This window comes from uncultured Paracoccus sp. (genome assembly GCF_945915435.1).
GTDB lineage: Bacteria > Pseudomonadota > Alphaproteobacteria > Rhodobacterales > Rhodobacteraceae > Paracoccus.
Genome location: NZ_CAMEFG010000019.1, coordinates 1 through 25,658, shown reverse-complemented (window position 1 = coordinate 25,658; position 25,658 = coordinate 1). Strand labels below are relative to the sequence as shown.

Sequence of the window (25,658 nt, the reverse complement as noted above, 5' to 3'; positions counted from 1 at the left end):
ATGCGCGCGCTGCCTGCCGCCCTGGCCGCCTTGCTTCTGGCCCTGCCCCCGGCCTTGGGGCAGGAATCCCGACCCAACCCCAAGCCCGCGACGGCCGACACCCCGGCAGAGCGCCCCGCCGAACGGCCCGCCCAAACCACCCCGGACGGCACGCCGCCCCCGGTTGCCAGTGGCGGGGACGCCGACCCGGACGATCCGGCGACAGACGATGCGCCGCCCCCCGATCCGACCGGCACCGAAGCGGCAACCACGGATAGCGCCCCCCTTGGGGCCGAGGACGAAGCCGACGCGCCCACCGGGGACGCGGCCCCGGATGATGGCGCCGAAGTCACGCCGCCGGACACCGAAACGCCCCCCGAACCCGCCGGCCCGCCGGCCTGGCAGGCGCTGCGCGAAAGCGATTTCGATCATGCCGCCTGCCTGCTTACGCTCTACGGTCTTGGCGTCGAATATCACCAGATCGACCCGATCACGGATGACGGCCAGCGCGATTGCGGCATCGCCCGCCCCATCGCCGTCACGCAGATCCTGCCCGGCGTCGCCATTCCGGGCGAGGCGCCGATGCGCTGCCAGACCGCCCGCCAGCTTGCGCTGTGGCTGCGCGATTCGGTTCGGCCCGCCTCGCGCCACCTGCCCGGCGCGCCCCGCCTGACGGGGATCGAGCCGGGTTCGACCTATCAATGCCGCCAGACCGTCGGCAATGGCGGCGGCAACATGTCCGAACATGCGCTTGGCAATGCCTTCGACGTCATGGCGCTGCAATTCGGCGACGAGCGCCTGCCGATCCAGCCGCGCGAGGGCGACGGCGACATGGTCGAGGCGTTTCAGGCCGCGATCCGCGCCTCGGCCTGCCTCTATTTCACGACCGTCCTGGGGCCGGGTTCGGACGATGCGCATGACGACCACCTGCACCTGGACATCAAGGCGCGCAGCAGCGGCTATCGGCTGTGCCAATAGCTAGCCGCCCTCAAGATAACCGGGGTCGAAATGCGCCAGCCTGCGCAGACCGTCCCAATCCAGGATGGCGATTTCCGAGCCGGACCAGCGCACCAGTTCGCGGTCGCGCAGGTCACGCACCGCGCGATTTATGTGGATCGAGGAATAGCCTAGGATTTCCGCCAGTTCCCTTTGCAGCAAAGGCAGGTAGAGCCGCCGGTTCCGCGCCGCGCCGACCTGCGCCAGCCGGGTGTAGAGTTCGCAGATCAGATGCGCCAGATGGGCGCTTGAACGCAACGAAGCCGCCGCGACCAGCCATTGGCGATAGATCGCCGCGTCGGCCAGGCTGAAGCCCCAAAGCACCCGCGACAGCGCCGGATTGCCATCGGTCAGCTCGCGCAGCGCATGGTGATCGACCGCCTCGACCTCGCAATCGCCAAGGGCAACGATGTCGTGGTCCAGCCGGCGCTGGACCAGCCCCTCCAGATCGACCAGATCGCCGGGAACATGCAAGGCGGTGATGACGCGCACTTCGTCCCTGCCATGCGGATAGTGACACCGCGCCGCCATCCCCCTGGCAAGGATGCGAAGGCGATCCAGCGGCTGATCGCGTGAAACGATGACCTCGCCCGGCCTGAACGACTGCCGCTGGCAACGCAATGCGCCCATATCGGCCAGTTCTTCTTCGGACATACCACCGGACCGCCGGAAACGGCGGATAAACAAATCATTAATTACCATAATCAAATTCCAGAAATATATAGGCGGAAATTCGCAAATCGCCGCCGCAGGCGCAATGGTCCGAGCGTGCTGGCTAACATTCATTAATCAACCCTCAGCCCCGTCCGGCAGGGTTGGCGGGTTGTCGCGCCAGCGACAGGCTTTCGGCCAGCAACGCAAAGCTTTCCTGCGCATTTTCCGCCCTTTTCGCCACGAATCCGTCCAGGCCGGGATAAAGGCGCACCGCCTCATCCAGCACGGGGTCGGACCCGGCGGCATAAAGGCCCGCGCGAATCATCAGCTCTGATTCGGCATAGGCGCCAAGCACGGCGCGGGCGCGGGCGATCAGCGCGTTTTCCTGCGTGCTGGCGGCCTGCGGCAGCGAACGCGAAACCGATTTCAACACGTCGATCGCCGGAAAACGCCCCCTTTCGGCAATCGTGCGGTCAAGGACGACATGGCCGTCCAGAACACCGCGCAGGATGTCCGCGATCGGTTCCTCCATATCCGAACCGGCGACCAGGACCGAGAAGATGCCCGTGATATCGCCCGCCCCTTCCGGTCCCGGACCCGAGCGTTCTGCCAGCGCCATGATCAGGTTCGCGGTCGAGGGCGGAAAGCCCCGGTAACTGGGGCTTTCCCCGCCTGCCAGCGCGATCTCGCGATGCGCCTCGGCGAATCGGGTGATCGAATCGGCCAGGAAAAGCACGTGCCTGCCCGCATCGCGGAAATGTTCCGCGACGGTCATCGCGGCCCAGGCACAGCGGCGGCGCATCAGCGGCGACTGGTCCGAGGTCGCGGCGACCACCACCGCCCGCGCCATCCCCTGCGGGCCAAGGGTCGATTCGACGAATTCGCGCAATTCCCGCCCGCGTTCGCCGATCATGGCGATGACGACGACATCGGCCGAAACGCCCTTGGCAAGCTGCGAAAGCAGCGTCGACTTGCCCACCCCCGACCCCGCGAACAGCCCGATTCGCTGCCCCTGCACGATGGGCAGCAACGTGTCGAAAACCGCCAGCCCCGTGTCCAGCCTTGCCCCCAGCCGCCTGCGCATCGCGGCGGGCGGCGGGGGTGTGCGATAGGCGCGCGCATCGGTGCCGTCGACCAGCGCCCGACCGTCCAGGGGCTGTCCCAACGGGTCGATGATTCGCCCGATCCAGTGATCCGAGGGCGCGAGGCGGGGGGCGGGCAGCAACTCGGCCTCGGCCCCGATTCGCAGGCCCTCGACCGGGCCTTCGGTCAGGACAGTGGCAAGGTCGGATTGCAGCGCGATCACCTCGGCCATCAGCGGCGGGGCGCCGGCGATCGCCAGCGAAACCCGGTCGCCAAGCGCCGCGAAATCGTTCAGCCCGGCCACGAAAACGACCCCCGCCTGTATCGCGCGGACCGTGCCGAAACGGCGCACCAGCCGCAATTGCCTGACCTGCGAGGCGATCGCCAGCATCTCTTCCAAGGTCGCATTCCTTTTTCTTCGCCGAAATCGCCGGCTCGAAACTGTTTCTAAACCTATTGGGGTTAAGACCGGGTTATCGACAGAGGAGAAAATCGTGTTTGATCGAATCGGAACGCTGAAGATGGCGGACCAGTTGATCGCCCATGGCGCGCAACGGCAACGCCTGATCGCGACCAACGTCGCCAATGCGGACACGCCCGGATATCGGGCGGTGGACCTGGACAGCTTTGCGCGCAGCTATGACGGCGCGTCCCCAGCGGGCATGCGCCGCACCCATGACCGCCACCTTGCCGCGTTGGATTGGGGACTGGGCGGCCAGCGCATCCGCCATGCGGGGGGCGAGCCCAACCCCAACGGCAACACCGTTTCGCTGGAGGACGAGGTGTTTCGCATCGCCGAGGCACGCCGCGAATTCGATCTGGCGGTGACGGTCACGCGGTCGTCGCTGGGGCTCATGCGCACCAGCCTTGGACGCAGGTAGGGGGCCGACATGACGGACAGACTCTCGGCCTCGCAGATCGCGGTTACGGGCATGAAGGCGCAATCCGTGCGGCTTCGCCATGTCGCGGAAAACATCGCCAACGCGGATACGCCGGGCTATCGCCGCAAGCTGGTCAGCTTTCACGAGGCCGTGGATTTCGGCGGCAAGGTAGGCGGCGTGCGCACCAGCGGCACCCGCCATGACGCGCGCGCGCTGCCGCTGAATTTCGACCCCGCCCATCCGATGGCGGACGAGAGCGGATATTACCGCGGCTCGAACGTCGACCTAGTGGTCGAGATCGCCGATTCGCGCGAGGCCAGCCGCAGCTACGAAGCCAATCTGCGCGTGTTCGAACAGGCGCGACAAATGAATTCCTCGTTGTTGGACCTGATCCGCCGGTAAAGGAGAAACCGATGATCAACGCAACTTCCGCCGCCGCGGCCTATACCCGCGCGCTTCCCGATATCGCCGCCGACCCGCAGGCCCTGCCCGAAGGCGCCTCACGCGCGGCAGCCGAATTCAGCCGGGTGATGGAAGGCGTCGACCGCGCCGCGACCGGCGCGATGACCGGCACCGCCGACACCCACGATCTGGTCCAGGCCATCGCGCAAGCGGAAATCGCGCTGGAAACCGTGGTGGCCATCCGCGACAGGGTGGTCGAGGCCTATCAGGAAATCCTGCGGATGCCGGTCTGAGGCGCGGCAATGTCGGAAGAACATATCTTCGACATCACCCGGCAGGCGCTGTGGATCGCGGTCAGGATGTCGGCGCCGCTGCTGATCGCCGCCCTTGTGACGGGCGTGGTGATCGGGCTTTTCCAGGCGCTGACCTCGGTCCAGGAAATGACGCTGACCTTCGTGCCCAAGGTGGGCCTGATGCTTGCCATCTTCTGGGTCACCATGAGCTTCATGACCGCGCTTCTTTCCAGCTTCTTCACCGACCAGATCCTGCCCATCATCGCCGGAGGCTAAACCGTGGACAATGCCATTTACGCAACGCTCAGCCGCCAGTCGGGATTGATGCGCGAAATGCAGACCATCGCGAACAATGTCGCGAATGCCAACACCATCGGCTTTCGCCGCGAAGGTGTGGTCTTTTCCGAATACATGGTCTCGCTCGACGACCGGCGCGAGACGCTGGCGATGGCCGATGCGCGCGGCAGGGTGGTCGATCTGCGACCCGGCGTGCTGACCCAGACGAACGGCCGGTTCGACCTGGCCATCGAGGGCGAGGGCTTCTTTCTTGTCGACACCGCGCAAGGCCCCCGCCTGACCCGCGCAGGCGCCTTTACCCCCAACCCCGATGGCGAACTGGTGGACATGAACGGCAACCTGTTGCTGGACGACGGCCAGGCCGCCATCGCCATTCCTGACGGCGTGCGCCATGTCGCCATCGGTCCCGACGGAACGATCACCGCCGACGATCAGCCGGTGGGCCAGGTCGGCGTCTTTATCCCCGGCGATCCCGCCGACCTTCTGCATCAGGAAGGGACGCTGTTCCGCCCCGGTCCCGACCTGGAACCGGCCGAGGATCCGCGTATCCGTCAAGGTTTCCTTGAAGAATCGAACGTGGAACCCGTGGGTGAGATCACCCGCATGATCGAGGTGCAACGGGCCTATGAACTGGGCCAGACCTTCCTGGACCGCGAGGACCAGCGCATCCGATCCGTCATCACCTCGCTATCTCGTTGAAAGGCCAAGCCATGAGAGCACTACAGATTGCCGCCACCGGAATGAGCGCCCAGCAAACCAGGGTCGAGGTGATTTCCAACAACCTCGCCAATATGTCCACCACCGGCTACAACGCCCGCCGGGCCGAGTTTTCCGACCTGTATTATCAGCAGGCGGTCCGCCCCGGCACGCTGACCGCCACCGACGGGACGATGGTTCCGGCGGGCGTGCAGCTTGGTCTGGGCGTCCGCCCCACGGCGGTCAGCGTCATGCTGGCGCAGGGCGCGCCGGTGCAGACATCCAACGACCTCGACATCGCCATCGACGGCAACGGCTATTTCGAGGTGACGCTGCCCTCGGGCATTTCCGCCTATACGCGCGACGGCGGGCTGAAAAGATCGCCCGACGGGCTGATCGTCACCTCGGACGGGCATCCGGTCGCGCCGGGCATCACCATTCCCGCCGACGCCCGCAGCATCGCGATCAATGCCGATGGCGAGGTCTTCGCCTATTTCAACGATCAGGTCGAACCGGAAAACCTGGGCCAGTTCACGCTTGCCGATTTCGTCAATGAAAAGGGGCTGGAGGCGATGGGTTCGAACCTGTTCCTGGAAACTCCCGCCTCGGGCGCCGCGCAGGTCGCGCTGCCGGGCGAACAGGGTCTGGGCCTGCTGCGCGCCGGCTACCTGGAAGAAAGCTCGGTCGATCCGGTGCGCGAGATCACCGAACTGATCAAGGCGCAGCGGGGATACGAGCTGAACTCGAAAGTGATCACCGCCGCCGACCAGATGCTTGGCGCAACCGTGCAGATCCGCTGATGAAACGGCTTGCCCTGTTGCTGGCACAGGCGCCCTTCGCCGCGTTTGCCGAACCCCATGTCGCGGCCCGGACCCTGCCTGCGGGCACCGTCATCGCGCCCGAGGATATCATGGGCGGGGCGGATCGCGACGCGGACGACATCCTTGGCCTGCAAACCCGCACCGTCATCTACGAAGGCAGGCCCATCCACCCCACGCGGCTGAGCCAGCCCTATCTGGTCAACCGCAACCAACTGGTCACCATCGCCTATGAAACGCCCCTGATGCGGATCGAGGCCGAGGGCCGCGCGCTGGACCCCGGCCAGCAGGATCAGGTGATCCGCGTTCTCAACCTGTCGTCGCGCTCTACCGTATCGGGCCGGGTCGCCGCCGACGGATCCGTCATCGTGCAAAGGAACTGAATGCAGTGAAAAAACGAATCCTCAAACTGTCCGGCGCGTTCTGCATGGCGCTGATCGCCGCCGGTTGCGGCCGCGTCGGCGATGTCGGCCGGGTGCCGGACATGACCCCGCCCAAGGACAGCGCCGAGTTCGAGGCGATGCGCGCCTCGTCCTTCGACAACATGCGGCTGCCCGAACGCGAATCCAGCGCGGCCTCGCTGTGGACACCTGCGCCGATGTCGCTGGTCAGCGACCGCCGCGCCGCCCATCGCGGCGACATCCTGACGGTCGTGATCCAGATCGACGACCGGGCCGAGATCCAGAACAGTTCGGGCAGGTCGCGCAGTTCGTCCGACAATGTCAGCATTCCCGCCATGATCGGCCTGCCGCAGCGCATCGACAGCGCGCTGCCCGATGGCGCCGGGATGGATGAGCTTGCGCGGGCCAGTTCTTCCTCGGCCTTCAAGGGCAGCGGCAATATCTCGCGACGCGACAAGCTGACGTTGCGCGTCGCCGCCACGGTCGTCGAAACGCTGCCGAACGGGGTCCTGCATATCCAGGGCTCGCAAGAGGTGCGCGTGAACTATGAGGTGCGCGAACTGACCGTCAGCGGCTTCGTCCGCCCCTCGGACATCGGGCGGCGCAACGAGGTCGCCTATGACCGCATCGCGGGGGCGCGGATTTCCTACGGCGGACGCGGCCAGATCTCGGACGTGCAGCAGCCGCGATACGGCCAGCAGCTTGCCGATATCATCCTGCCCTATTGATCGGCGGTCGTGATGAAGAAAATCCTGTTTCTTATCCTGCCGCTGATCGCCTTCGCCGCAGGCATCTTCGGCGGCGGCATGCTGCATGAATCCCCGGCGGACGAACCCGCCCCCGCCGGGATCGCGCCCGATCCCGAACCATCCCCGCAAGACAGCGCGGACCTGGCGTGGTTCAGGTTTCCCAACCAGTTCTTTGTCCCCGTGATGCGCAACGGGCAGGTTTTCTCGACCATGATCATCTCGCTGACCATCGAGATGCCGGCCAAGGCCGAAGCGGCCATCCACGCGCAGGAACACCGTCTGCGCGACGCCCTTTTGCGGGCCCTGCTGATCCATGCCAATACCGGCGGATTCGACGGCAACTTCACGACCGACCTGCAAATGACCCGACTGCACGACGCCCTGCTGAAGGCGGCGCAAAAGGTCGCGGGCGGCGATGTCGGCGACGTGCTGATCGAGGATATCGTCAGGCAATAGGGCCGGGCTGACAAGGATGCGGCAGCGCTGTAGGGTGGCACGTCAATGCGGGGACAAAGTTGCGACCGACAATCACGATAGCCATGGCGACCTGCCAGGGCGGGCGCTATCTAGCCGCCCAACTGGACAGCCTGGCGCGGCAAAGCATCACGGACTGGCGGCTGATCGTGTCCGACGATGGCTCGACCGACGAGACGCGGGAAATCGTGCGGGAATTCGCGGCGGACCGCCCCGATGGGCAGGTTACACTGATCGAGGGGCCGCAGGCCGGGGCAACCGCGAATTTCCTGCATCTGACCTCGCGGATCGAGCCTGAGGGGTGGTTTGCGTTTTGCGATCAGGACGACGTCTGGCAGCCCGACAAACTGGCGCGCGCCGCCGATTTCCTTGAAGGCCAGGCGGGTCCGGCAGTCTATGCCGCGCGGACGACGATCTGCGATCAGGACCTGAATGTGCTGACCCCAGCGCCCGCCCTTTCCCGCCCCCTGGATTTCCGCAATGCGCTGGTTCAGGCCTGCATGCCGGGCAATACGATCACCGGCAATGCGCAGGCGCTGCGCATGTTGCAACGGGCAGCGCCGCATGCGCGGGCGGCGGGGGTGATCTCGCATGACTGGTGGGTTTATCAACTGATGTCGGGCGCGGGGGCGGCGCTGATGCGCGACCGGGCGCAGGTGTTGCTCTATCGCCAACACCGGGGCAACGTCATGGGCCGCAACGACACGATGCGCGCAAGAGCGGCTCGGTTTTCGATGCTGGTGGACGGAAATTTCGCGAGCTGGCTGGCCGCCAACGTGGGTGCGTTGCACCCGGTCGAAGGAATGCTGACCCCACCCAACCGCGCCTTGCTGACCCGCTTCGACAAGGCGCTGCGCGCGCCCGGTCCCGTCGCGATGGCGCAGTTCCTGCGCATGGGCCTGTATCGCCAGACGCGCGGCGGAACTGCCGCCCTGATGGGCGCGGCACTGGCCGGCCGCTTGCGAAACCGGCCGACATGATCGCCGTGGCCATGAACACGCCTATACCCCCCAATTACCGACAGGGGGGTCGCGCCGGGAACCCGCAAGAACAATACCTTGCGGCCTCGCAGCAACTTCCGCGAGGCCGTGGATGCGCTCCTAGGAAATCAGGCGCGCCAGGTATTTGCCGTAATCGTTCTTGGCAAACCGGCGGGCGCGTTCGCGCAGCGCTTCGGCGTCGATCCAGCCAAGATCGAAGGCGATCTCATCGGGGCAGCCGGTCTGCAACCCCTGCCGACGTTCCAGCGTGCGCACGAAATTTCCCGCATCCAGCAGGCTGCCATGCGTGCCCGTGTCCAGCCAGGCATAGCCGCGGCCCATGCGCTCGACCGTCAGGCTGCCCTCGTGCAGGTAGGTTTCCAGCAGGGTCGTGATCTCCAGCTCTCCGCGGTCCGAAGGCTTGACGGAACGCGCCCGCTTTGGTGCGGTTTCGTCCAGGAAATACAGGCCTGTCACCGCATAGTCCGACGGCGGCTGACTGGGTTTTTCGATGATCGAACTGGCCCGTCCCTGGTCGTCGAAGGCCACGACCCCATACCGTTCCGGGTCCGCCACCCGATAGCCGAAAACCGTCCCGCCCGCAGCGCGCCGGTCGGCGGATTGCAGCAGTTGCGGCAGCCCGTGCCCGAAAAAGATGTTGTCGCCCAACACCATCGCCGAAGGCGCCCCGGCCAGGAAATCCTCGGCCAGGATATAGGCCTGCGCCAGCCCCTCGGGGCGCGGCTGGACGATCCATTCGAACCGGACCCCCCATTGCGAGCCGTCGCCAAGCAGGCGCTGGAACTGAAGCTGATCCTCGGGGGTGGTGATCACGGCAATCTCGCGGATGCCCGACAGCATCAGGACCGAGATCGGGTAGTAGATCATCGGCTTGTCGTAGACGGGCAGAAGCTGCTTGGACACGCCCATCGTGATCGGGTAAAGCCGCGTGCCCGAGCCGCCAGCCAGAATGATGCCCTTGCGAGCGGGTTTGCCGATGTCGCTCATTTATTCAATTCCTTCAAAACCTTGTCCAATCCCGCCTGCCAATCGGGTCGCGGGATGCCGAAATCCCGCGCGATCCGGGCGCAATCCAGCCGCGAATTCGCGGGGCGCCGCGCCGGGGTCGGGTATTCGGCGGTCGGGATGCCGGTCACGCGGCAGGACAGGCCCGCCTGTGCCATGATCCCGGTGGCGAAATCGGCCCAGGTGACGTCCGGCTGGCCCGAGAAATGGTAGATGCCGCCCTTCGTCCCATCCGCCTGCATCGCGCCGATCATGGTCAGGCAGGCGCGCGCGATATCCGCCGCCGGGGTCGGCCCGCCGTGCTGGTCGGCGACCACGCGCAATTCGTTCCGCTCGGCGCCAAGGCGCAGCATGGTCTTGACGAAATTCGCCCCATGCGCCGAAAAGACCCATGCCGTGCGCAGGATCGCGAACTGGCCGCCTGCCGCGGCGATGGCCCGTTCGCCCTCCAGCTTGGTGCGGCCATAGGCGCCCAGGGGGCCGGTCGGATCATCCTCGGCCCAGGGGCGGGTGCCCGAGCCTTCAAAGACGTAATCGGTCGAGATATGCAGGAAGGGAATCCCCTTTTCCGCGGCGGCCCGCGCAATCGCGCCGGGGGCCAGCGCATTGACCGCGCGGGCCGTTTCCTCGTCGCCTTCCGCCTTGTCCACGGCGGTATAGGCGGCGGCGTTGATGACGCCCGACCAGTCGCCACTGCGGACGGCGGCGGCGCAGGCAGCAGGGTCGGTCAGGTCGGCATCATTGCGCGACAGGAAGCGCGCGTCAGGAACGATACGAAACAGTTCAGTAGCAACCTGCCCAGTTTTACCGAAGATCAGCAGCCCGGTCATGCCTTGCCCAACCTTTCGCCCACGCCCTGCCGGCTCAGCAGCGGGCGCCACCAGTCTTCATTGTCCAGATACCATTCCACGGTGCGCTTCAGCCCCTCCTCGACCGTGACCGAGGGGCGCCAGCCCAGTTCGGTGCGGATGCGCGTCGGGTCGATGGCATAGCGGCGGTCGTGGCCGGGGCGGTCGGTGACGAAGCGGATCAGCCGGTCATGGGGCGCGGCATCGGGGCGCAGCCGGTCCATCTCGGCGCAGATCGTGCGGACGAGGTCGATGTTCTTCGCCTCGTTCTCGCCGCCGATGTTGTAGCTGCGGCCCACCTGCCCTTTTTCCAGCACCAGCAGCAGGGCATCGGCGTGATCCTCGACATAAAGCCAGTCGCGGACGTTGCCGCCATCGCCATAGACGGGGATGTCCCGGCCATGCAGCGCGTTCAGGATCACAACCGGCACCAGCTTTTCGGGGAAGTGATACGGCCCGTAATTGTTCGAGCAATTCGTCAGCACGACCGGCAACCCATAGGTTTCGTGCCAGGCGCGCACCAGGTGGTCGCTGGCCGCCTTGCTGGCCGAATAGGGGCTGCGCGGGTCGTAGGGCGTGGTTTCGGTGAACTGCCCGGTTTCGCCCAGGCTGCCATAGACTTCGTCGGTCGAGATGTGATGAAAACGGAACCCCTCGGGCCTGCCCTGCCGCGCCCAATGGCTGCGTGCGGCCTCGAGCATGTTGTAGGTGCCGTTGATGTTCGTCTCGATGAATTCGCCCGGCCCGTCGATCGAGCGATCGACATGGCTTTCCGCCGCCAGATGCATCACGGCGTCGGGCTGATGGGTGTCGAACACCCGCTCCAGCGCGGCGCGGTCGCGGATATCGACCTGCTCGAAGGCATAGCGGTCGCTTTTCGCAGCCTCGGCCACGTTTTCGAGGTTGGCGGCATAGGTCAGCGCGTCGAGGTTGACGACCTCATGCCCGCGCGCGACCGCCAGCCGCACCACGGCCGAGCCGATGAAACCCGCGCCCCCGGTGATGAGGATTTTCATGCGTTCTCTCCGTAGATGAACGGGCTGTCGAAATCGGCCAGCGCGACCGCCCCGGCGTCCTTGGCGGACAGGACCGGCGCGCCCGTCAGGCCCCACTCGATGCCTACGCTGTCCCAGGCGACGCCGCCGTCGCAGTCGGGTGCATAATGATCGCTACATTTGTAATTGATTTCCGTCTCGGCCTCGCGCGTGACGAAGCCGTGCAGGAAACCCGCCGGAATCCATAGCTGGCGGCCGTTGTCGAAGGACAGTTCCTCGCCCACCCAGTGGCCATAGGTCGGGCTGCCCTTGCGGATATCGACGGCGACGTCGAACAGCCGCCCGCGCGAACACCTGACCAGCTTGCCCTGCGCATGGGGCGGGGACTGGAAATGAAGCCCGCGCAAGGTATTGATTGCAACAGAAAAAGAATGATTATCTTGAACAAACTCTGGCAGCGTCAGCCCTGCGTCCTGCAAGGTCTTGCGGTTCCAGCTTTCGGAAAAGAACCCGCGCTCGTCTCCGTGACGCTTTGGCGTGATGACGAAGACGCCTTCGAGGGCCGTTTTTTCGATCTGCATTTTCTACCCGTTTTTGTCCGGTTGAGGCCCTTCGCTATAGGCCGAGCGGGGCCGGAAAAACAAGGTCGCACCAAAATGCGTATAAAATGCTACGGAAAGGGCCGCTCGCCGTATAGGCAAAATTAAGAACTCTGCCGTTTAGCTGGACAGGACCGGCGTGAACAGCAAGCGGACAGGGGAAAGTCGTGCAATTTCGGCATGTTGCAACCTATATGGCGGAAGGGCCGTATACGGTCGGGATCGCCGGCCTGGCCATCGCGCACGGCGATGCGGGCTGGCGGCTTTATAGCGTGACACATCACGGCGGGGGGATCGGTTCCTATGCGGTGACAGGCGCGGATCAGCCGATCCGCTTCCTCGCCGGCCGTCCCCACGGGCCGCAGGCGGGCTATCTGGACACGCCGAAGGTCGAGGTTCTGGAAATCGGCGGCCAGCAGATCGTGATGGAAACCGGCCTTCGACCGGGGGTCTCGCAAGGGGCAATGCTGCACCCCGACGGCAGTTTCGGTGCAGGTTTCACCTTTCAGAACGGGGCCTTGCCCGGTGACGTGATCGAGATCGGCCAGTTCTCGACCGTCGGCGGCAGCTTCGTCTACACGGCGCGCGACGGTGTGGCGGGATATGACATCTGGTCGGTGACACCCGATCGCGGGCTGACCCATGTCACCGATTTTCACATCCCCTTGGGCGGATTGCCGCGGGGGTCCGAAATCGATGCCATGATGGTGGTCCCGGTCGGCCCGGCGCAGTTCATGGTTTCGGTATCCGCGCTTGGAAATGCGGTGATCGTGCAGCGAATCAACCCCGACGGCTCGCTGGGAATCGCGCGCACGATCAGTTCGGACCTTGGCGTCGGGCTGAACGCGCCCACGATGGTGACGGCGGTGACGGTCGCGGGCGTGACCTACCTGGTCGTCGCCTCGGGGGAAAGCTCGTCGCTGACGACGATGCGCCTTGCGCAGAACGGCAGCATCATGCCGCTGGACCATGTCATCGACGAACGCACCACCCGGTTTGCGGGCGCGACGGCGATGGACAGCGTGATGGTGGACGGGCGCGCCTTCGTCTTCGTGGGCGGCAGCGACGACGGGATATCGGTCTTTACCCTCATGCCGGGGGGCGTGCTTTTGCACCTGGCCACGCTGGCGGACCGCGACGGCTGGTCGCTGGCCGACGTCGGCGCGATCCGGGCCGAGCTGATCGGCGGCAAGATCGCCCTCTTCGTCACCTCGAAGACCGAGCCGGGCATCACCCAGTTCAGCCTGGACCCCGGCACCATCGGGCGCACGGCAACGGTCGGGGCGGGCCATGTCAGTGGCACGGCGGGCAACGACATGCTGAAGGCGGGCAAGGGCACACTGGCCATTCACGGCGGCGCGGGTGACGATATCCTGATCGCGGGCAATGAATCCGTCGCGCTGACCGGCGGGGCGGGGGCCGATACCTTCGTCGTCAGCGCGGTTTCGGGCCGCATCGCGATCCGCGACTACGAACATGGCGTGGACCGGCTGGATTTCACCAACCTGGGCATGATCCGCAGCACCGCGCAACTGATATTTCGGACCCAAGACTATGGAATCAAGATATTCTACGGCAATACCGTGGTCGATATCTTTTCGCATGACGGGCGTCCGCTGTCGGCCTCGCAATTCACCGACGCGCTGTTTCCGCATGCGCATTACCCGGCCTCGTTCCAGGACAACGCCATCTATGGCACGCAACGCGCCGACACCCTTCTGGGAAGCGAGGATCTGCGGCTGATCTTCGGCATGGGCGGCGACGACGTGATCTTCGGCTCGGCGCTTGGCGATATCCTGCATGGCGGCTACGGCCATGACACGCTGCACGGCGGGCGCGGGGACGACCTGCTGCGCGGCGAGGCGGGCAGCGACCTGCTGTTCGGGGGCGAGGGCAACGACCGCCTGCAAGGCGGCGCGGGCCACGACACCCTGCACGGCGGGCCGGGCGACGATGGGCTGGTCGGCGGCGCGGGCAACGACCTGCTGTTCGGCGGCACCGGCGACGACCGGCTGGTGGGCGGAAAGGGCGACGATACCCTGCATGGCGAGGATGGAAACGACTGGCTGAACGGCAATGGCGGCAACGACGTGCTGCATGGCGGCGACGGCAACGATACGCTGATCGCCCTGGTCGGCCATAACGAGTTGTGGGGCGGGCGCGGCGACGACAGCCTGCAAGGCGGGCGCGGGCGCGACACGATGGACGGCGGACAGGGCAACGACACGATCCTGGGCGAGGGCGGCGACGACCTGATCCGGGGCCGCGCGGGCAACGACCTTATCGACGGCGGCGAAGGCAACGACACGATCGACGGCGGGCAGGGCCATGACACGATCCTGGGGGGCGCGGGCGACGACAGCATCTTCGGCGCGCGCCACGACGACATGATCCGGGCCGGACCGGGCAACGATCACGCCCACGGCGGCCCCGGAAACGACACCCTCCACGGCGAGGCGGGCGACGACACCCTGCTGGGCGGGTTGGGCGACGACCATCTTTTCGGGGGCGCGGATCACGATCTTCTGATGGGCGGGCTTGACCATGACATGCTGGACGGCGGCGCGGGAAACGACACGCTGATCGGCGGGCCGGGCGCGGATACGCTGACGGGGGGTGCGGGCGCCGATGTCTTCGATTTCCGCGGGCGGGGCGATTACGATGGCTCGACCGATGTGATCACGGATTTCACCCGCGGGGTGGACCGGATCGACATGCGCGGGTTTGACCTTGCCTTCATCGGCACCGACCGCTTCAGCGCCGCCGGGCAGGTCCGGTACGAGCTTGCCGGCAACGATGCCATCCTGCACGTCGATATGGACGGGGACGGGCTGGCCGATCTGTCGGTGCGCCTTGTAGGGCTGGGGCAGGTTTCGGGGGCGGACCTGTGGCTTTAGCGTTCCATCAGCCGGCGATAGTTACGCAGCAGCAGCAAAAGCCCCAGGAACAGGACCACCACGGCTATGCCCAGAACATAGCTGACGCTGACGTAATCGGCGCCATAGGTCGGATACAGCCCCCGCCTGACCAGCCCGATGCAATGGATCAGGGGGTTATACCACAGGACGTTCTGGGCCATCACCGGCAGTTGCTCGAAGGTGAAGAACAGGCCCGAGATCAGGAAAAGCGGTCGTGTCAGGATGGCCCAGATCCGTTCCCAGACAGGAAAGGCGGTCATCAGGTAGCAGTTGAGCGATCCGACCGCGATCCCCAGCAACCCCACCAGCAGCAGCCCGTCGATGACATAGCCCACCCGGACCTGGACCGGCAGTTGAAAGACGGTATAGATGCCCGTCAGCACGATCCCGATCACGCACAGATGCGTCAGCAGGTTCAGCAGCGCCCTTGCGATGATCGCATCCATGAAGGTGACGCTTGGATAGGCAAGAAACGGCCGCGAATAGCGGATCGCCTGCGAGATCTTGCCCGACAGGTCGTTATACATCAGGAAGGGCAGCAGGCCCGAGGCATAGAACTGCGGAAAGTTCGACCCAAGCGCCGGGCTGCGCAGCGCAAGGGAAAACAGCACCGCCAGCAGGGCGATTCCCAGCACCGGCTCGATGATGGCCCAAAGGTAGCCGCCCACGGACTTGCCATAGGTCGTCGCCATTTCCCGCAGCATCAGCGCAACCACGATCCGCCCCATCTGGAAACGGGGCCGGGGCGTCTGGTGGGCGCGCAAATGCGCCCGAGGATGGTGCGTGCTGTCTTGCGGAGTATCGGACATGTGAACGCAAAGGCTGGTGTCGGTAGGCCGCAATATGTAACAACTGGCCGGTAAAGAAACCAGCGAAAGCTTCCCCGACGTGTCCGAGCAATCCGATCCGGCCAAGCCGCAAGTCAAGGCGCAGCCCGGCGCTGCCGATGCCAAGGCCGAAAGGCCAGCCCCCTCGGGCAGTGCAACGCCGGAAACAGCTGCGCCCGCAACGCCCGCGACCAGGCCGGGCGGACAGACGCCGGATCAGGGCGGGGATGCAAAAGCCGCGGATGCAAAGGCTGGGAATGCGGCGGCCACGGGTGAAAAGGCCGCAGGTGAAAAAGGCGGCGACGAAAATCGCCCCTTCGCCGCCCGGCCCATGAAGTCCGCCTCGGGATCAGGGGCACCGACACCACAGGCCCCGCAGCCGCAGACCCCGACACCACAGATATCGACATCCCCGACATCGGCGACACAGACGCCGACACCACAAGCATCGCAGTCGCAAGCTGCGCAGGCCAAATCGGCGAAACCCCAGCCAGCGCAGCCACAGGCGGCACAGCCCGAAACGGTGAAAGCACAAGCACCGCAGTCTCAAGCGGCACAGCCCGAAACGGCGGAACCCCAGGCAGCGCAGGCCGAAACCACCAAGCCCGACGCCCCCGGACGCCGCGCCAGGGCGGCGGGAAGGGCGGCCCCGGCGGAACGGGAACGTCCCGCGCGCATCGTCAAGGAACAGCCCGCCAAGCCGCTGCAAGCCCGCGCCGTTGCCGCCCGGCAGCAAACCACCCTGCCCGACGCGGCCCCGCAGCCCAAGCCCGTGGCCAAGCCCCAACCCGCAGGGGACAAGGCGCCGCCCGCATCGCCTTCGGTCCGGGCGCCGGTTCAGGCGGCGCAACCGCAGCGCCGTCACTGGATCCTGCTGGCCAGCTTCGTCGCGATGGTCGTGCTGCCGACGCTGATCGCGGCCTGGTATCTCTGGGCGCGGGCGACCGATCAATATGTCTCGACCGTCGGATTCTCGGTCCGGCACGAGGATGCGCAGCCCGCCATCGACCTTCTGGGCGGGCTGGCCGCCTTCGGGGGCAGCGCGGCGGGGGCCTCGGACACGGATATCCTTTATCAGTATATCCTCAGCACCGACATGGTCGAGACGGTCGACCGGCAGCTTGACCTGCGCACCCGGTTTGCGCGCCAATGGCCCAATGATTTCGTCTTTGCCTACAACCCCGAAGGCACGATCGAGGACCTGACCGATTACTGGCAGCGCCAGGTCAACGTGATCTACGATTCCAGCGTCGGGCTGATCACGCTGAACGTCTCGGCCTTCGATCCGCAGGACGCCCAGCAGATCGCGCAGGCGATCCTTGACGAAAGCACGGCCCGGATCAACGAGTTGTCCTCGATCGCGCACGACGACGCCACCCGTCTTGCGCGCGAGGAACTGGAAAAGGCCCGCGTCGAACTGACCGCCGCCCGGCAGGAGATGACGGCCTTCCGCATCCATACGCAGATCGTCGATCCGCAGGCCGACCTGGCCGGGCAGATGGGCGTCCTGGCCGGGCTGCAAACGCAACTGGCCGAGCAGATGGTCAGCCACGACCTGCTGATGGAAAACGCGCCGCCCACCGACAACCGCGTGATCCAGTCGCAGCAGCGCATCGACGCGCTGGAACGGCTGATCGAGCGGGAACGCGCCAAGTTCAGCCAGGACGGCCACGGTCCGGGCGGCGAAAGCTATGCCCAACTGGTGGCCGAGTTCGAAAAGCTGACGGTCGACCGCGAATTCGCCGAGGGCGCCTATCGCAGCGCCCGCGTCGCCTATGAAAGCGCGCTGGCCGAGGCGCAGCGCCAATCGCGCTATCTGGCCGCCCACATCAACCCGCGCGTGCCGCAGGCCTCGACCCAGCCCCACCGGCTGCGCCTTCTGGGCCTGACGGCGGGGCTTTTGCTGATCGCCTGGTCGATCATGACGCTGGTCTATTACAGCGTAAGGGACCGCGGATAGGCTGCGATGATCCGGCTGGAGAACCTGACCAAGATCTTTCGCCGCAACGGCAAGGAAACGCTGGTCGCGGACAACATGAACGCGGTCTTTCCGACCGGCAGCGCGGTCGCGCTGCTTGGCCGCAACGGGGCGGGCAAGTCCACGCTGCTGCGGATGATCGCCGGGACGATCACGCCTTCGCACGGGCGGATCGTCTCGACCGGGACGATATCCTGGCCGGTGGGCTTTGCGGGCAGCTTTCACGCGGACCTGACCGGGGCGCAGAACGTCCGCTTCATCGCCCGCATCTATGGCGTGGACACCGGGGAACTGGTCGATTACGTCGCCGAATTCGCCGAGCTTGGCGTCCATTACCACCAGCCCTTCGGCACCTATTCGTCGGGGATGCGGTCGCGGCTGGCGATGGGCACCAGCATGGGCATCAAGTTCGACACCTACCTGGTCGATGAGGTCACCAGCGTCGGCGACGCGCAGTTCCGCGAGAAATCGCAGCAGGTCTTTGCCGACCGGATGAGCCAGTCGGGCGCCATCGTCGTCACCCACTCGATGGGGATGGTTCGCAACATGTGCAGCATGGGCGTCGTGCTGGACCGCGGCAAGCTGACCTTCTTCGACGATCTGGAACAGGCCATCGCCTATCACGAATTGCTGATGAACGTCCCCCACTCACGCCCGATGCGGGCGCATGGCGCGCTCAGGCGGATGGAGCGGCAAGGATAGCGCCGATTTCGGCGGCGCGGTCGCGCACCAGCGCCGCATCGCCCCGCGATTCGACGTTCAGCCGCACCACGGGTTCGGTGTTCGAGCTGCGCAGGTTGAAACGCCAGTCCGCGAATTCAAGGCTGATCCCGTCGGTGTCGTCGCGCCGCAGCGCCGCCTGGGCAAAGCGGGCGATCACGCGGTCGATCGCACCGGCGGGGTCGTCCAGCCGGAAGTTGATCTCGCCGGACGACGGGAAGGCCGCCATCCGTTGCGACAGCAGGGCCGACAGCGCCACCCCCTTGCGCGAGATCAGTTCCACCACCAGCAGCCACGGGATCATGCCGCTGTCGGCAAAATGGAAGTCGCGGAAATAGTGGTGCGCCGACATCTCGCCGCCATAGATCGCGCCTTCTTCGCGCATGGCCTTCTTGAGGAAGGCATGGCCGGTGCGCGCCTGCACCGCCTGCCCGCCCGCGCGCGCGATCACGTCGCGCGTGTTCAACACGACGCGCGGGTCGTGGACGATCTTTTCGCCCGGCGATCTTTCAAGGAAGGCGGCGGCCAGCAGGCCCACGATATATTCGCCGGGGATGAAGCGCCCGGTCTCGTCGAAGAAGAAGCAACGGTCGAAGTCGCCGTCCCAGGCCACGCCCAGGTCGGCGCCATGTTCGCGCACGGCATCCGCCGTCATCGGCTGGTTTTCGGGCAGAAGCGGGTTGGGGATGCCGTTGGGAAAGCGGGAATCGGGGTCGTGGTTGATGCGGACGAACTCCAGCGGCGCGCCGCGCTGCGCAAGCTGGTCCGCGATGGCATCGAAAGCCGGGCCTGCGGTCCCGTTCCCGGCGTTCACCAGCACCTTGAGCGGGCGCAGCACGCCCACATCGACGAAATCGACCAGGGCCGCCGCATAGGTGTCGCGGGCCTGTGCGAAATCGCGGGCCGTGCCCTGCCGCGCCGCCGGGACAAAGCGGCCCGAACGCGCCAGTTCGGCCAGTTCGGCAAATTCCGTCGCCGGGTCCAGCGGGCGCGCGCCCGACCCGACCAGCTTCATCCCGTTATAGTCGATGGGGTTGTGCGAGGCGGTGACCTCGATCCCCCCATCCGCGCCGAAATGGGCGGTGGCGAAATACATCTCTTCGGTTCCGGCAAGACCGAGGTCGCGCACATCCGCGCCGCCTTCGGTCAACCCCCGGATCAGCGCCGCCGCCAGCGCGGGCGAGGTTTCGCGGCTGTCGCGCCCCACGATCACCTGCCGCGCCTGCCGGGCCTGCGCAAAGGCGCGGCCGATACGCCAGGCGATATCCTCGTCCAGCTCGGTCCCAAGACGTCCGCGCACGTCATAGGCCTTGAAGCAATCGATCCGGCGCGCCTTGCAATCGTCAACCATCCAACCATATCCCCTGAAACCGTGAATGCCCGTTTTTCGCCCGAAACGCGGGGACATGCCAAGCCTCAACCGTCTTCAGCCAAAAGGCGCAGATGACCGCCTGCGCGGCTTGGGTTAAACCATGTCCAGACCTGACAGGGAGAAAGCCGGATGCACGCCCAGGACCTCATCACCGCCTATTACCAGGCTTTCAACGAAGGCCGCACCGACGACATGCTGGCGATGCTGGCCGATGACGTCGAACATCATGTCAACGAAGGGCCGGTGCGCAAGGGCAAGGAACTGTTCGCCCGGTTCAACGCCCATATGACCGACACCTATCGCGAGAACCTGACCGACATGGTGATCTTCGCCAACCAGGCCGGCGACCGTGCCGCGGCCGAGTTCGTCGTGAACGGCACCTATCTGAAGACGGACGAGGGGCTGCCCCACGCACAGGGCCAGACCTATCGCCTGCCCGCCGGGGCGTTTTTCGACATTCGGGACGGCAAGATCGCGCGGGTCACGACCTATTACAACCTTGCCGAATGGACGCGGCAGGTCGTCGGATGACCGAAACGCGGGTTCTGACGGGGGATGCGGTGGGCGCGGTGCTGGACGACCTGGCCCGCCTGCGGATCGCGGTGTTTCGCGAATGGCCCTATCTCTACGAAGGCGACCCGGAATATGAGCGCGGCTATCTGCGCGCCTACCAGTCGCCCGGCGCCGTGGTCGTCGCGGCCTATGACGGGGCGCGCATGATCGGTGCCGCGACCGGCGCCCCGATGGAGGATCATGCGGGTGATTTCGCCGCCGCCTTCGCCGGGCGGCCCGAGCCGCTGGACCAGATCTTCTATTGTGCCGAATCGGTGCTGCTGCCCGAATATCGCGGCAAGGGCCTGGGCCACGACTTCTTCGACGGGCGCGAGAATCACGCCCGCGCGCTTGGCCGGTGCTACAGCGCATTCGCCAGCGTGATCCGGCCCGATGGCCACCCGGCCCGGCCCGAAACCTATCGCCCGCTGGACGGATTCTGGCGCAAGCGCGGCTATGCGCCCCTGCCCGGCGTGATCGCGGAATTCGCATGGCCCGACATCGGCCAGGCCGAATCCACCCGCAAGCCGCTGCAATTCTGGATGAAAGAGCTATGAGCAAGATCCGCATCGCCGCCGCCGCCTATCCCATCGGCTGGCTGGGCAGCTTCGCCGATTACGCCGCGAAAGTGACGCAATGGGTCGAAGAGGCATCCGATTGCGACCTGCTGGTCTTTCCCGAATACGGCGGGATGGAGCTTGCCTCGCTTGGCGGGCCGGAGGTTGCGGGCGATCTGGAACGCTCGCTGCACGAGGTCGCGCGCCACGAACAGGCCCGCGATGCGCTGCATATTGAACTGGCGCGCAGGCACGGTGTGCATATCCTTGCCGCCTCGGGTCCGGTGTTTCAGGGCGCGCGCCCCTTCAACTGCGCGGTGCTGTTCGGTCCCAAGGGGCGGATCGGCCACCAGGACAAGCAGGTCATGACCCGGTTCGAGCGCGAGGATTGGCACGTCGCCGCCGCGCCGGGCCTGCGCGTCTTCGACACCCCGGTGGGGCGGCTGGCGGTGCTGATCTGCTATGACAGCGAGTTTCCCCTGCTGGCGCGCGAGGTCGCGCAGGCGGGGGCCGAAATCCTGCTGGTGCCGTCCTGCACCGATACCGTGGCGGGTTACATGCGCGTACGCATCGGCGCGATGGCGCGGGCGCTGGAAAGCCAATGCGTCGTGGTCCATTCGCCGACCGTGGGCGATGTCGCCTGGAACCCGGCGATCGACGAGAACCGCGGCGCGGCGGCGATCTACGGCCCGCCCGACGGGCTATGGCCCGAAACCGGCATCATCGCGATGGGCGAAATGGACCAGCCCGGCTGGGTCAAGGCCGAGATCAACCTGCGCCGCATCGCCCGCAGCCGCAGCAAGGGCGCCGTCCTGCCCTTTGCCCATTGGCCCGAAAGCGCCGCCTGCAAGCTGCTGGATTGAGGGGCTGCTGAACGAGCCTCGCCTGCACGCCCGGAATGCGCCAGTTTTCCGCCACCGCGCAGGCCTGAGACATTTCCTTTGCCAGTCAATGGGTTACTGCGCGGGCTCGTCAGGAACGGCAGCCTCGGGCGGGGCGGCCCGCTCGTCCCCCTGCGCATCGGGCCGGGCCAGGCGGTTGTCGTCCCATTCGCCCGCCGCCACTTGCCCGGTGGCATAGCGCATGGTCCCGTTGCCCTGCCGCTTGCCGGCGACGAAACTGCCGGTGTAGCTGTCGCCGTTGGCATAGGTCGCGGTGCCCTCTCCGTCGATCTCGCCCGCCTTCCAATCGCCTTCATAGCGAAAACCGCGCGGCGTGATCAGCCGCCCGCGCCCCTCGCGCAAGCCGTTGACGAAGCTGCCGTCATAGGTCGTGCCATCGGCATAGGTCGCCTGCCCCTGCCCGTGGCGCTGCCCCTCGCGCCATGCGCCGTTGTAGACATAGCCGTCGGGATAGACCATGCGGCCCTGCCCGTGGTTGCGCGCGTTCTGGAAACCGCCCTCATAGACCAGCCCGTTGGCATAGCGCGCGACGCCCTGCCCGGTGATCTCGCCCTCGGCCCATTCGCCTTCGTAGGTCGAGCCGTCGGCATAGGTGATCCGGCCCTGCCCGTGCGGCTTGTCGGCGGCCAGCGCGCCTTCGTAGACCGCGCCGTCGGGATAGGTGATGCGGCCAGCGCCCTCCATCCGGCCCTGGACCCATGCGCCGTCATGGACCGAGCCATCCGCGCCGGTCAGCACCCCCTGCCCGTCGCGGCGGTCGTTGCGAAAGCCGCCCTCGTATCGGTCGCCGTTGCGATAGGTGGCGATGCCCTGCCCCTCGCGCTTGCCGTTGGCCATGCGCCCCTCGTAGACGTCGCCCGAGGGCTGGACCAGCCGCCCCTCGCCCTGCGGCTGCCCGGCGGACCAGCCGCCTTCATAGGCCAGCCCGTCGGGCATCGTCAGCTTGCCCTGCCCGGCGCGCTGGTTGGCCAGCATGTCGCCCTCGTAGACCGCGCCGTCGGGATAGGCGATACGGCCCTTGCCCTCTTTCACGCCATCGACCCAGTCGCCGTCATAGCGATAGCCGTCGGCTTGCGTCAGCACGCCCTTGCCGTGGTGCAGCGCGTTGCGGAACCCGCCTTCGTAGACCGAACCGTTGGCGTAACGCGCCACGCCCTGCCCGGTGATCTCGCCCGCCTGCCATTCACCTTCGTAGCTGCCGCCGTCGGCATAGGCGATCTTGCCCTGCCCGTGCGGCTTGCCCTCGGCAAAGGCGCCCTCGTAGACCGCGCCATTGGGGAAACTGGCCGTGCCTTGGCCAAGGATCTGCCCCTCGACCCAGTCGCCGCTATAGGAATAGCCGTTGGGCAGCGTATAGGTGCCGCGCCCGTGTTGCTTGCCGTTGCGGAAAGTTCCCTCATAGACCGCGCCGTCATCGTATTGCTTGGTGATGACCGCCTGGGCCGCCGCGCCGGTCGCACCGCCCATGCACAGCATGGCCGCAAGGATTGCCGCTTTTCTGGCGCCGAGTGACATGGACCCGCCTTTGCTCTGCCCTTGTTTCAAGCCGGTCTATCGCAAAGCGGGTCATCGCGCAAAGGCCGACTTTTCCTTTTCCGGCGGCTCGCCTATCAAGAACGGCGAAATGACCGGGGGACCCCAGATGAGCGACAGATTCCGCATGACATTGGGCCAGCTCAACCCGACCGTGGGCGATCTGGACGCAAACGCGGCCAAGGCCCGCGCGGCATGGGATCACGCCAAGGCCGCCGGGTCCGACCTGCTGGTGCTGCCGGAAATGTTCATCACCGGATACCAGCCGCAGGACCTGGTGCTGAAACGCGCCTTCACCGACGACGCCATCGCCCGGATCGAGGCGCTGGCCCGTGACTGCGCCGACGGTCCCGCCATCGGCATCGGCGGTCCCTGGCGCGAGGGCGGGCGGCTTTACAACGCCTGGTTCGTCTTGCAGGGCGGGCAGGTCGTGGCGCGCATCCTCAAGCACAACCTGCCGTATAAAGAGGTCTTCGACGAAATGCGCCTGTTCGACGCAGGCCCGATCAGCGGTCCCTGGCGCATCGGCCCCCTGCGCATCGGCAGCCCCATCTGCGAAGACGCCTGGTCCCCCGAGGTGTCCGAGACGCTGGCCGAGACCGGCGCCCAGATCCTGCTGGTGCCCAACGGCAGCCCCTATCACCGCGGCAAGCTGGACCAGCGCATGGGCCATATGGTCGCCCGCGTGGTCGAAACCGGCCTGCCGCTGGTCTACCTGAACGCGGTCGGCGGGCAGGACGACCAGCTTTTCGACGGGGCCAGCTTCGTGCTGAACCCCGGCGCGAAAGGCGGCGCGGAGAAGGTGGCGCAGCTTGCCCCCTTCGACGAGACGCTGGTCGAGGTCGATTTCCACGCCGGTCCCGACGGCTGGCGCGCCCTGCCCGGCCCGATGGACCCGCAGCCCGACGAATGGGAACAGGATTATCGCGCCATGACCCTTGGGCTGGCCGACTACATGCGCAAGTCCGGCTTTGGCAAGGTGGTCCTGGGCATGTCCGGCGGGATAGATTCGGCACTGGTCGCCACCATCGCCTGCGACGCCATCGGGCCGGAAAACGTGCGTTGCGTGATGCTGCCCAGCGAATACACGTCCGAACACAGCCTTGAGGATGCCGCCGATTGCGCGGCCCGCCTTGGCGCCCGGCTGGACAGCGTCGGCATCGAAGGCCCGCGCCGCACCGTGACCGATGCGCTGGCCCATCTGATGGAGGGCACGACCCCCGACATCACCGAGGAAAACATCCAGTCCCGCATGCGCGGCGTGATGCTGATGGCGATTTCCAACAAGTTCGGGGAATTGCTGCTGACCACCGGCAACAAGTCCGAGGTCGCCGTGGGCTATGCCACGATCTACGGCGACATGGCGGGCGGCTACAATCCGATCAAGGACCTCTACAAGACCCGCGTGTTCCAGACCTGCCGCTGGCGCAACGCCAATCACCGCGACTGGATGCGCGGCCCCGAGGGCGAAGTCATCCCGCCCAGGGTCATCACCAAGCCCCCCTCGGCCGAGCTGCGCCCCGACCAGACCGACCAGGACAGCCTGCCCCCTTATGATGTGCTGGACACCATCCTCGACGGTTTCATCGAGCGCGACCTGTCCGTCCGCGACCTGATCGCCGAGGGCCACGACCCCGACACCCTGCGCCGCGTGCAGGCGCTGCTGATGGGCAGCGAATGGAAGCGCCACCAGGCCGCGCCGGGACCGCGCATCTCGTCCCGCGCCTTCTGGCTGGACCGGCGCTATCCGATGGTCAACCGCTGGCGCGACGGGGGCTAATTCGGGGGTCAGGTTCGGGGGTCAGGTTCGCGGGGCCGACCCGCGGATATTTCCCCGGCCCCCTGATCAAAAGAGGTAAACCGTTTGTTTTCTCTGCCTAAGATTGTATCAGGGGATATCGGAATCGTAAAAGGTGGCCTTGGTATGCCCATCTCGTTGGCTAGTTTCATGTTTGGTCTGATTGCCGGGGTCGCTGCCCTGCTGGCAGGTGCGACGCTGCTTCAATCCTTCGTCGTCTATGTCCTGACGGTGATCGCAGCCATCATCCTGTTCTCCATCCTGATCGCCCAGCGCGAGACGAGACGAGACGAGACGAGACGAGACGAGACGAGACGAGACGAGACGAGA

28 protein-coding genes are annotated in these 25,658 nt (G+C 66.2%); 19 read left to right on the top strand and 9 right to left on the bottom strand.

Going from position 1 to position 25,658, the window contains the following annotated elements; genetic code table 11:
- Positions 1-957 (top strand): extensin family protein, encoded by a 957-nt coding sequence (locus Q0O97_RS08255; RefSeq protein ID WP_294927222.1) that lies wholly within the window; start codon positions 1-3, stop codon positions 955-957.
- Here Q0O97_RS08255 and Q0O97_RS08250 read toward each other — a convergent pair whose 3' ends face one another.
- Both Q0O97_RS08250 and Q0O97_RS08245 read right to left on the bottom strand, forming a co-directional pair.
- Positions 958-1,629: a Crp/Fnr family transcriptional regulator gene (locus Q0O97_RS08250; protein ID WP_294927219.1), complete on the bottom strand. Its 672-nt coding sequence runs from the start codon at positions 1,627-1,629 to the stop codon at positions 958-960. It lies immediately after the preceding gene.
- Positions 1,630-1,771: 142 nt separating this feature from the next.
- On the bottom strand, positions 1,772-3,103 hold the full coding sequence (locus tag Q0O97_RS08245; RefSeq protein WP_294927335.1) for a FliI/YscN family ATPase: 1,332 nt from the start codon (positions 3,101-3,103) through the stop codon (positions 1,772-1,774).
- Between the two features lie 103 nt (positions 3,104-3,206).
- Between Q0O97_RS08245 and Q0O97_RS08240 the strand changes: the two genes are divergently transcribed.
- The 10 genes from Q0O97_RS08240 to Q0O97_RS08195 are packed head-to-tail and all read left to right on the top strand — an operon-like array spanning position 3,207 to position 8,703.
- Positions 3,207-3,593 carry a FlgB family protein gene (locus Q0O97_RS08240; protein ID WP_294927216.1) on the top strand — a complete coding sequence of 129 codons (387 nt, stop codon included), beginning with the start codon at positions 3,207-3,209 and terminating at the stop codon, positions 3,591-3,593.
- Between the two features lie 9 nt (positions 3,594-3,602).
- Positions 3,603-3,995, top strand: a complete 393-nt coding sequence (gene flgC, locus Q0O97_RS08235) for a flagellar basal body rod protein FlgC (RefSeq protein WP_294927213.1) — start codon at positions 3,603-3,605, stop codon at positions 3,993-3,995.
- Between the two features lie 11 nt (positions 3,996-4,006).
- Positions 4,007-4,288: a flagellar hook-basal body complex protein FliE gene (locus Q0O97_RS08230; RefSeq protein WP_294927210.1), complete on the top strand. Its 282-nt coding sequence runs from the start codon at positions 4,007-4,009 to the stop codon at positions 4,286-4,288.
- 9 nt (positions 4,289-4,297) lie between these two features.
- Positions 4,298-4,564 (top strand): flagellar biosynthetic protein FliQ, encoded by a 267-nt coding sequence (locus tag Q0O97_RS08225; RefSeq protein WP_294927208.1) that lies wholly within the window; start codon positions 4,298-4,300, stop codon positions 4,562-4,564.
- A gap of 3 nt (positions 4,565-4,567) precedes the next feature.
- Entirely contained in the window at positions 4,568-5,284 is a 717-nt protein-coding gene (locus Q0O97_RS08220; RefSeq protein WP_294927206.1) for a flagellar hook-basal body complex protein, read from the top strand.
- Positions 5,285-5,295: 11 nt separating this feature from the next.
- The gene (gene flgG / locus Q0O97_RS08215) at positions 5,296-6,081 is read left to right on the top strand and encodes a flagellar basal-body rod protein FlgG (RefSeq protein ID WP_294927203.1); all 786 of its coding nucleotides are present in this window, start codon (positions 5,296-5,298) and stop codon (positions 6,079-6,081) included.
- Positions 6,081-6,482, top strand: coding sequence for a flagellar basal body P-ring formation chaperone FlgA (flgA, locus tag Q0O97_RS08210; protein ID WP_294927200.1), 402 nt, complete (start codon positions 6,081-6,083; stop codon positions 6,480-6,482). Before flgG ends, flgA begins: the two co-directional genes overlap by 1 nt.
- A 44-nt stretch (positions 6,483-6,526) precedes the next feature.
- The gene (flgH, locus tag Q0O97_RS08205; RefSeq protein ID WP_294927332.1) at positions 6,527-7,228 is read left to right on the top strand and encodes a flagellar basal body L-ring protein FlgH; all 702 of its coding nucleotides are present in this window, start codon (positions 6,527-6,529) and stop codon (positions 7,226-7,228) included.
- 12 nt (positions 7,229-7,240) lie between these two features.
- Entirely contained in the window at positions 7,241-7,705 is a 465-nt protein-coding gene (locus tag Q0O97_RS08200; protein WP_294927198.1) for a hypothetical protein, read from the top strand.
- Positions 7,706-7,764: 59 nt separating this feature from the next.
- Complete coding sequence (locus tag Q0O97_RS08195; RefSeq protein WP_294927195.1) at positions 7,765-8,703, top strand: glycosyltransferase; 939 nt, start codon at positions 7,765-7,767, stop codon at positions 8,701-8,703.
- A gap of 120 nt (positions 8,704-8,823) precedes the next feature.
- On the opposite strand, the gene rfbA is transcribed toward Q0O97_RS08195, so the two are convergent.
- The 4 genes from rfbA to rfbC are packed head-to-tail and all read right to left on the bottom strand — an operon-like array spanning position 8,824 to position 12,153.
- On the bottom strand, positions 8,824-9,711 hold the full coding sequence (rfbA, locus tag Q0O97_RS08190) for a glucose-1-phosphate thymidylyltransferase RfbA (protein ID WP_294927192.1): 888 nt from the start codon (positions 9,709-9,711) through the stop codon (positions 8,824-8,826).
- Complete coding sequence (gene rfbD / locus Q0O97_RS08185) at positions 9,708-10,559, bottom strand: dTDP-4-dehydrorhamnose reductase (RefSeq protein ID WP_294927189.1); 852 nt, start codon at positions 10,557-10,559, stop codon at positions 9,708-9,710. Before rfbD ends, rfbA begins: the two co-directional genes overlap by 4 nt.
- The gene (rfbB, locus tag Q0O97_RS08180; RefSeq protein WP_294927186.1) at positions 10,556-11,593 is read right to left on the bottom strand and encodes a dTDP-glucose 4,6-dehydratase; all 1,038 of its coding nucleotides are present in this window, start codon (positions 11,591-11,593) and stop codon (positions 10,556-10,558) included. Before rfbB ends, rfbD begins: the two co-directional genes overlap by 4 nt.
- Positions 11,590-12,153: a dTDP-4-dehydrorhamnose 3,5-epimerase gene (rfbC, locus tag Q0O97_RS08175; RefSeq protein ID WP_294927183.1), complete on the bottom strand. Its 564-nt coding sequence runs from the start codon at positions 12,151-12,153 to the stop codon at positions 11,590-11,592. Before rfbC ends, rfbB begins: the two co-directional genes overlap by 4 nt.
- A 185-nt stretch (positions 12,154-12,338) precedes the next feature.
- On the opposite strand from rfbC, the gene Q0O97_RS08170 reads away from it, so the two are divergent.
- On the top strand, positions 12,339-15,068 hold the full coding sequence (locus Q0O97_RS08170; RefSeq protein ID WP_294927180.1) for a calcium-binding protein: 2,730 nt from the start codon (positions 12,339-12,341) through the stop codon (positions 15,066-15,068).
- Here the strand turns inward: Q0O97_RS08170 and Q0O97_RS08165 are convergent.
- Entirely contained in the window at positions 15,065-15,817 is a 753-nt protein-coding gene (locus Q0O97_RS08165) for an ABC transporter permease (RefSeq protein ID WP_294927330.1), read from the bottom strand. The two genes, Q0O97_RS08170 and Q0O97_RS08165, sit on opposite strands and share 4 nt — an antisense overlap.
- A gap of 622 nt (positions 15,818-16,439) precedes the next feature.
- Between Q0O97_RS08165 and Q0O97_RS08160 the strand changes: the two genes are divergently transcribed.
- Both Q0O97_RS08160 and Q0O97_RS08155 read left to right on the top strand, forming a co-directional pair.
- A complete protein-coding gene (locus Q0O97_RS08160; RefSeq protein ID WP_294927177.1) occupies positions 16,440-17,876 on the top strand; it encodes a capsule biosynthesis protein in 1,437 nt (478 codons plus the stop codon).
- A 6-nt stretch (positions 17,877-17,882) separates the two neighbouring features.
- On the top strand, positions 17,883-18,596 hold the full coding sequence (locus tag Q0O97_RS08155) for an ABC transporter ATP-binding protein (protein ID WP_294927174.1): 714 nt from the start codon (positions 17,883-17,885) through the stop codon (positions 18,594-18,596).
- Here the strand turns inward: Q0O97_RS08155 and Q0O97_RS08150 are convergent.
- Positions 18,571-19,965 carry a phosphomannomutase gene (locus Q0O97_RS08150; protein ID WP_294927171.1) on the bottom strand — a complete coding sequence of 465 codons (1,395 nt, stop codon included), beginning with the start codon at positions 19,963-19,965 and terminating at the stop codon, positions 18,571-18,573. The two genes, Q0O97_RS08155 and Q0O97_RS08150, sit on opposite strands and share 26 nt — an antisense overlap.
- Before the next feature lie 150 nt (positions 19,966-20,115).
- Between Q0O97_RS08150 and Q0O97_RS08145 the strand changes: the two genes are divergently transcribed.
- Genes Q0O97_RS08145 through Q0O97_RS08135 form a run of 3 tightly spaced genes read left to right on the top strand, consistent with a single transcriptional unit; the run spans position 20,116 to position 21,958 of the window.
- A complete protein-coding gene (locus tag Q0O97_RS08145) occupies positions 20,116-20,517 on the top strand; it encodes a ketosteroid isomerase-related protein (RefSeq protein WP_294927167.1) in 402 nt (133 codons plus the stop codon).
- Positions 20,514-21,095 (top strand): GNAT family N-acetyltransferase, encoded by a 582-nt coding sequence (locus Q0O97_RS08140; protein ID WP_294927164.1) that lies wholly within the window; start codon positions 20,514-20,516, stop codon positions 21,093-21,095. Before Q0O97_RS08145 ends, Q0O97_RS08140 begins: the two co-directional genes overlap by 4 nt.
- A 5-nt stretch (positions 21,096-21,100) precedes the next feature.
- Entirely contained in the window at positions 21,101-21,958 is an 858-nt protein-coding gene (locus Q0O97_RS08135; RefSeq protein ID WP_294927327.1) for a carbon-nitrogen hydrolase family protein, read from the top strand.
- Between the two features lie 93 nt (positions 21,959-22,051).
- On the opposite strand, the gene Q0O97_RS08130 is transcribed toward Q0O97_RS08135, so the two are convergent.
- Complete coding sequence (locus Q0O97_RS08130) at positions 22,052-23,512, bottom strand: 2-isopropylmalate synthase (RefSeq protein WP_294927161.1); 1,461 nt, start codon at positions 23,510-23,512, stop codon at positions 22,052-22,054.
- Positions 23,513-23,639: 127 nt separating this feature from the next.
- Between Q0O97_RS08130 and Q0O97_RS08125 the strand changes: the two genes are divergently transcribed.
- Positions 23,640-25,310, top strand: a complete 1,671-nt coding sequence (locus Q0O97_RS08125; RefSeq protein WP_294927158.1) for an NAD+ synthase — start codon at positions 23,640-23,642, stop codon at positions 25,308-25,310.
- Positions 25,311-25,478: 168 nt separating this feature from the next.
- On the top strand, positions 25,479-25,658 hold a 180-nt coding region (locus tag Q0O97_RS08120; RefSeq protein ID WP_294927155.1), incomplete at its 3' end, for a hypothetical protein.

What these genes read in the sequence shown, in the direction of transcription:
- Q0O97_RS08255 (WP_294927222.1), top strand. Translation starts at nt 1, where the DNA reads ATGCGCGCGCTGCCTGCCGCCCTGGCCGCCTTGCTTCTGGCCCTGCCC.
- Q0O97_RS08250 (WP_294927219.1), bottom strand. Translation starts at nt 1,629, where the DNA reads ATGTCCGAAGAAGAACTGGCCGATATGGGCGCATTGCGTTGCCAGCGG.
- Q0O97_RS08245 (WP_294927335.1), bottom strand. Translation starts at nt 3,103, where the DNA reads ATGCTGGCGATCGCCTCGCAGGTCAGGCAATTGCGGCTGGTGCGCCGT.
- flgC (WP_294927213.1), top strand. Translation starts at nt 3,603, where the DNA reads ATGACGGACAGACTCTCGGCCTCGCAGATCGCGGTTACGGGCATGAAG.
- Q0O97_RS08230 (WP_294927210.1), top strand. Translation starts at nt 4,007, where the DNA reads ATGATCAACGCAACTTCCGCCGCCGCGGCCTATACCCGCGCGCTTCCC.
- Q0O97_RS08225 (WP_294927208.1), top strand. Translation starts at nt 4,298, where the DNA reads ATGTCGGAAGAACATATCTTCGACATCACCCGGCAGGCGCTGTGGATC.
- flgG (WP_294927203.1), top strand. Translation starts at nt 5,296, where the DNA reads ATGAGAGCACTACAGATTGCCGCCACCGGAATGAGCGCCCAGCAAACC.
- flgA (WP_294927200.1), top strand. Translation starts at nt 6,081, where the DNA reads ATGAAACGGCTTGCCCTGTTGCTGGCACAGGCGCCCTTCGCCGCGTTT.
- flgH (WP_294927332.1), top strand. Translation starts at nt 6,527, where the DNA reads ATGGCGCTGATCGCCGCCGGTTGCGGCCGCGTCGGCGATGTCGGCCGG.
- Q0O97_RS08200 (WP_294927198.1), top strand. Translation starts at nt 7,241, where the DNA reads ATGAAGAAAATCCTGTTTCTTATCCTGCCGCTGATCGCCTTCGCCGCA.
- rfbA (WP_294927192.1), bottom strand. Translation starts at nt 9,711, where the DNA reads ATGAGCGACATCGGCAAACCCGCTCGCAAGGGCATCATTCTGGCTGGC.
- rfbD (WP_294927189.1), bottom strand. Translation starts at nt 10,559, where the DNA reads ATGACCGGGCTGCTGATCTTCGGTAAAACTGGGCAGGTTGCTACTGAA.
- rfbB (WP_294927186.1), bottom strand. Translation starts at nt 11,593, where the DNA reads ATGAAAATCCTCATCACCGGGGGCGCGGGTTTCATCGGCTCGGCCGTG.
- rfbC (WP_294927183.1), bottom strand. Translation starts at nt 12,153, where the DNA reads ATGCAGATCGAAAAAACGGCCCTCGAAGGCGTCTTCGTCATCACGCCA.
- Q0O97_RS08165 (WP_294927330.1), bottom strand. Translation starts at nt 15,817, where the DNA reads ATGGGGCGGATCGTGGTTGCGCTGATGCTGCGGGAAATGGCGACGACC.
- Q0O97_RS08155 (WP_294927174.1), top strand. Translation starts at nt 17,883, where the DNA reads ATGATCCGGCTGGAGAACCTGACCAAGATCTTTCGCCGCAACGGCAAG.
- Q0O97_RS08150 (WP_294927171.1), bottom strand. Translation starts at nt 19,965, where the DNA reads ATGGTTGACGATTGCAAGGCGCGCCGGATCGATTGCTTCAAGGCCTAT.
- Q0O97_RS08145 (WP_294927167.1), top strand. Translation starts at nt 20,116, where the DNA reads ATGCACGCCCAGGACCTCATCACCGCCTATTACCAGGCTTTCAACGAA.
- Q0O97_RS08140 (WP_294927164.1), top strand. Translation starts at nt 20,514, where the DNA reads ATGACCGAAACGCGGGTTCTGACGGGGGATGCGGTGGGCGCGGTGCTG.
- Q0O97_RS08130 (WP_294927161.1), bottom strand. Translation starts at nt 23,512, where the DNA reads ATGTCACTCGGCGCCAGAAAAGCGGCAATCCTTGCGGCCATGCTGTGC.
- Q0O97_RS08125 (WP_294927158.1), top strand. Translation starts at nt 23,640, where the DNA reads ATGAGCGACAGATTCCGCATGACATTGGGCCAGCTCAACCCGACCGTG.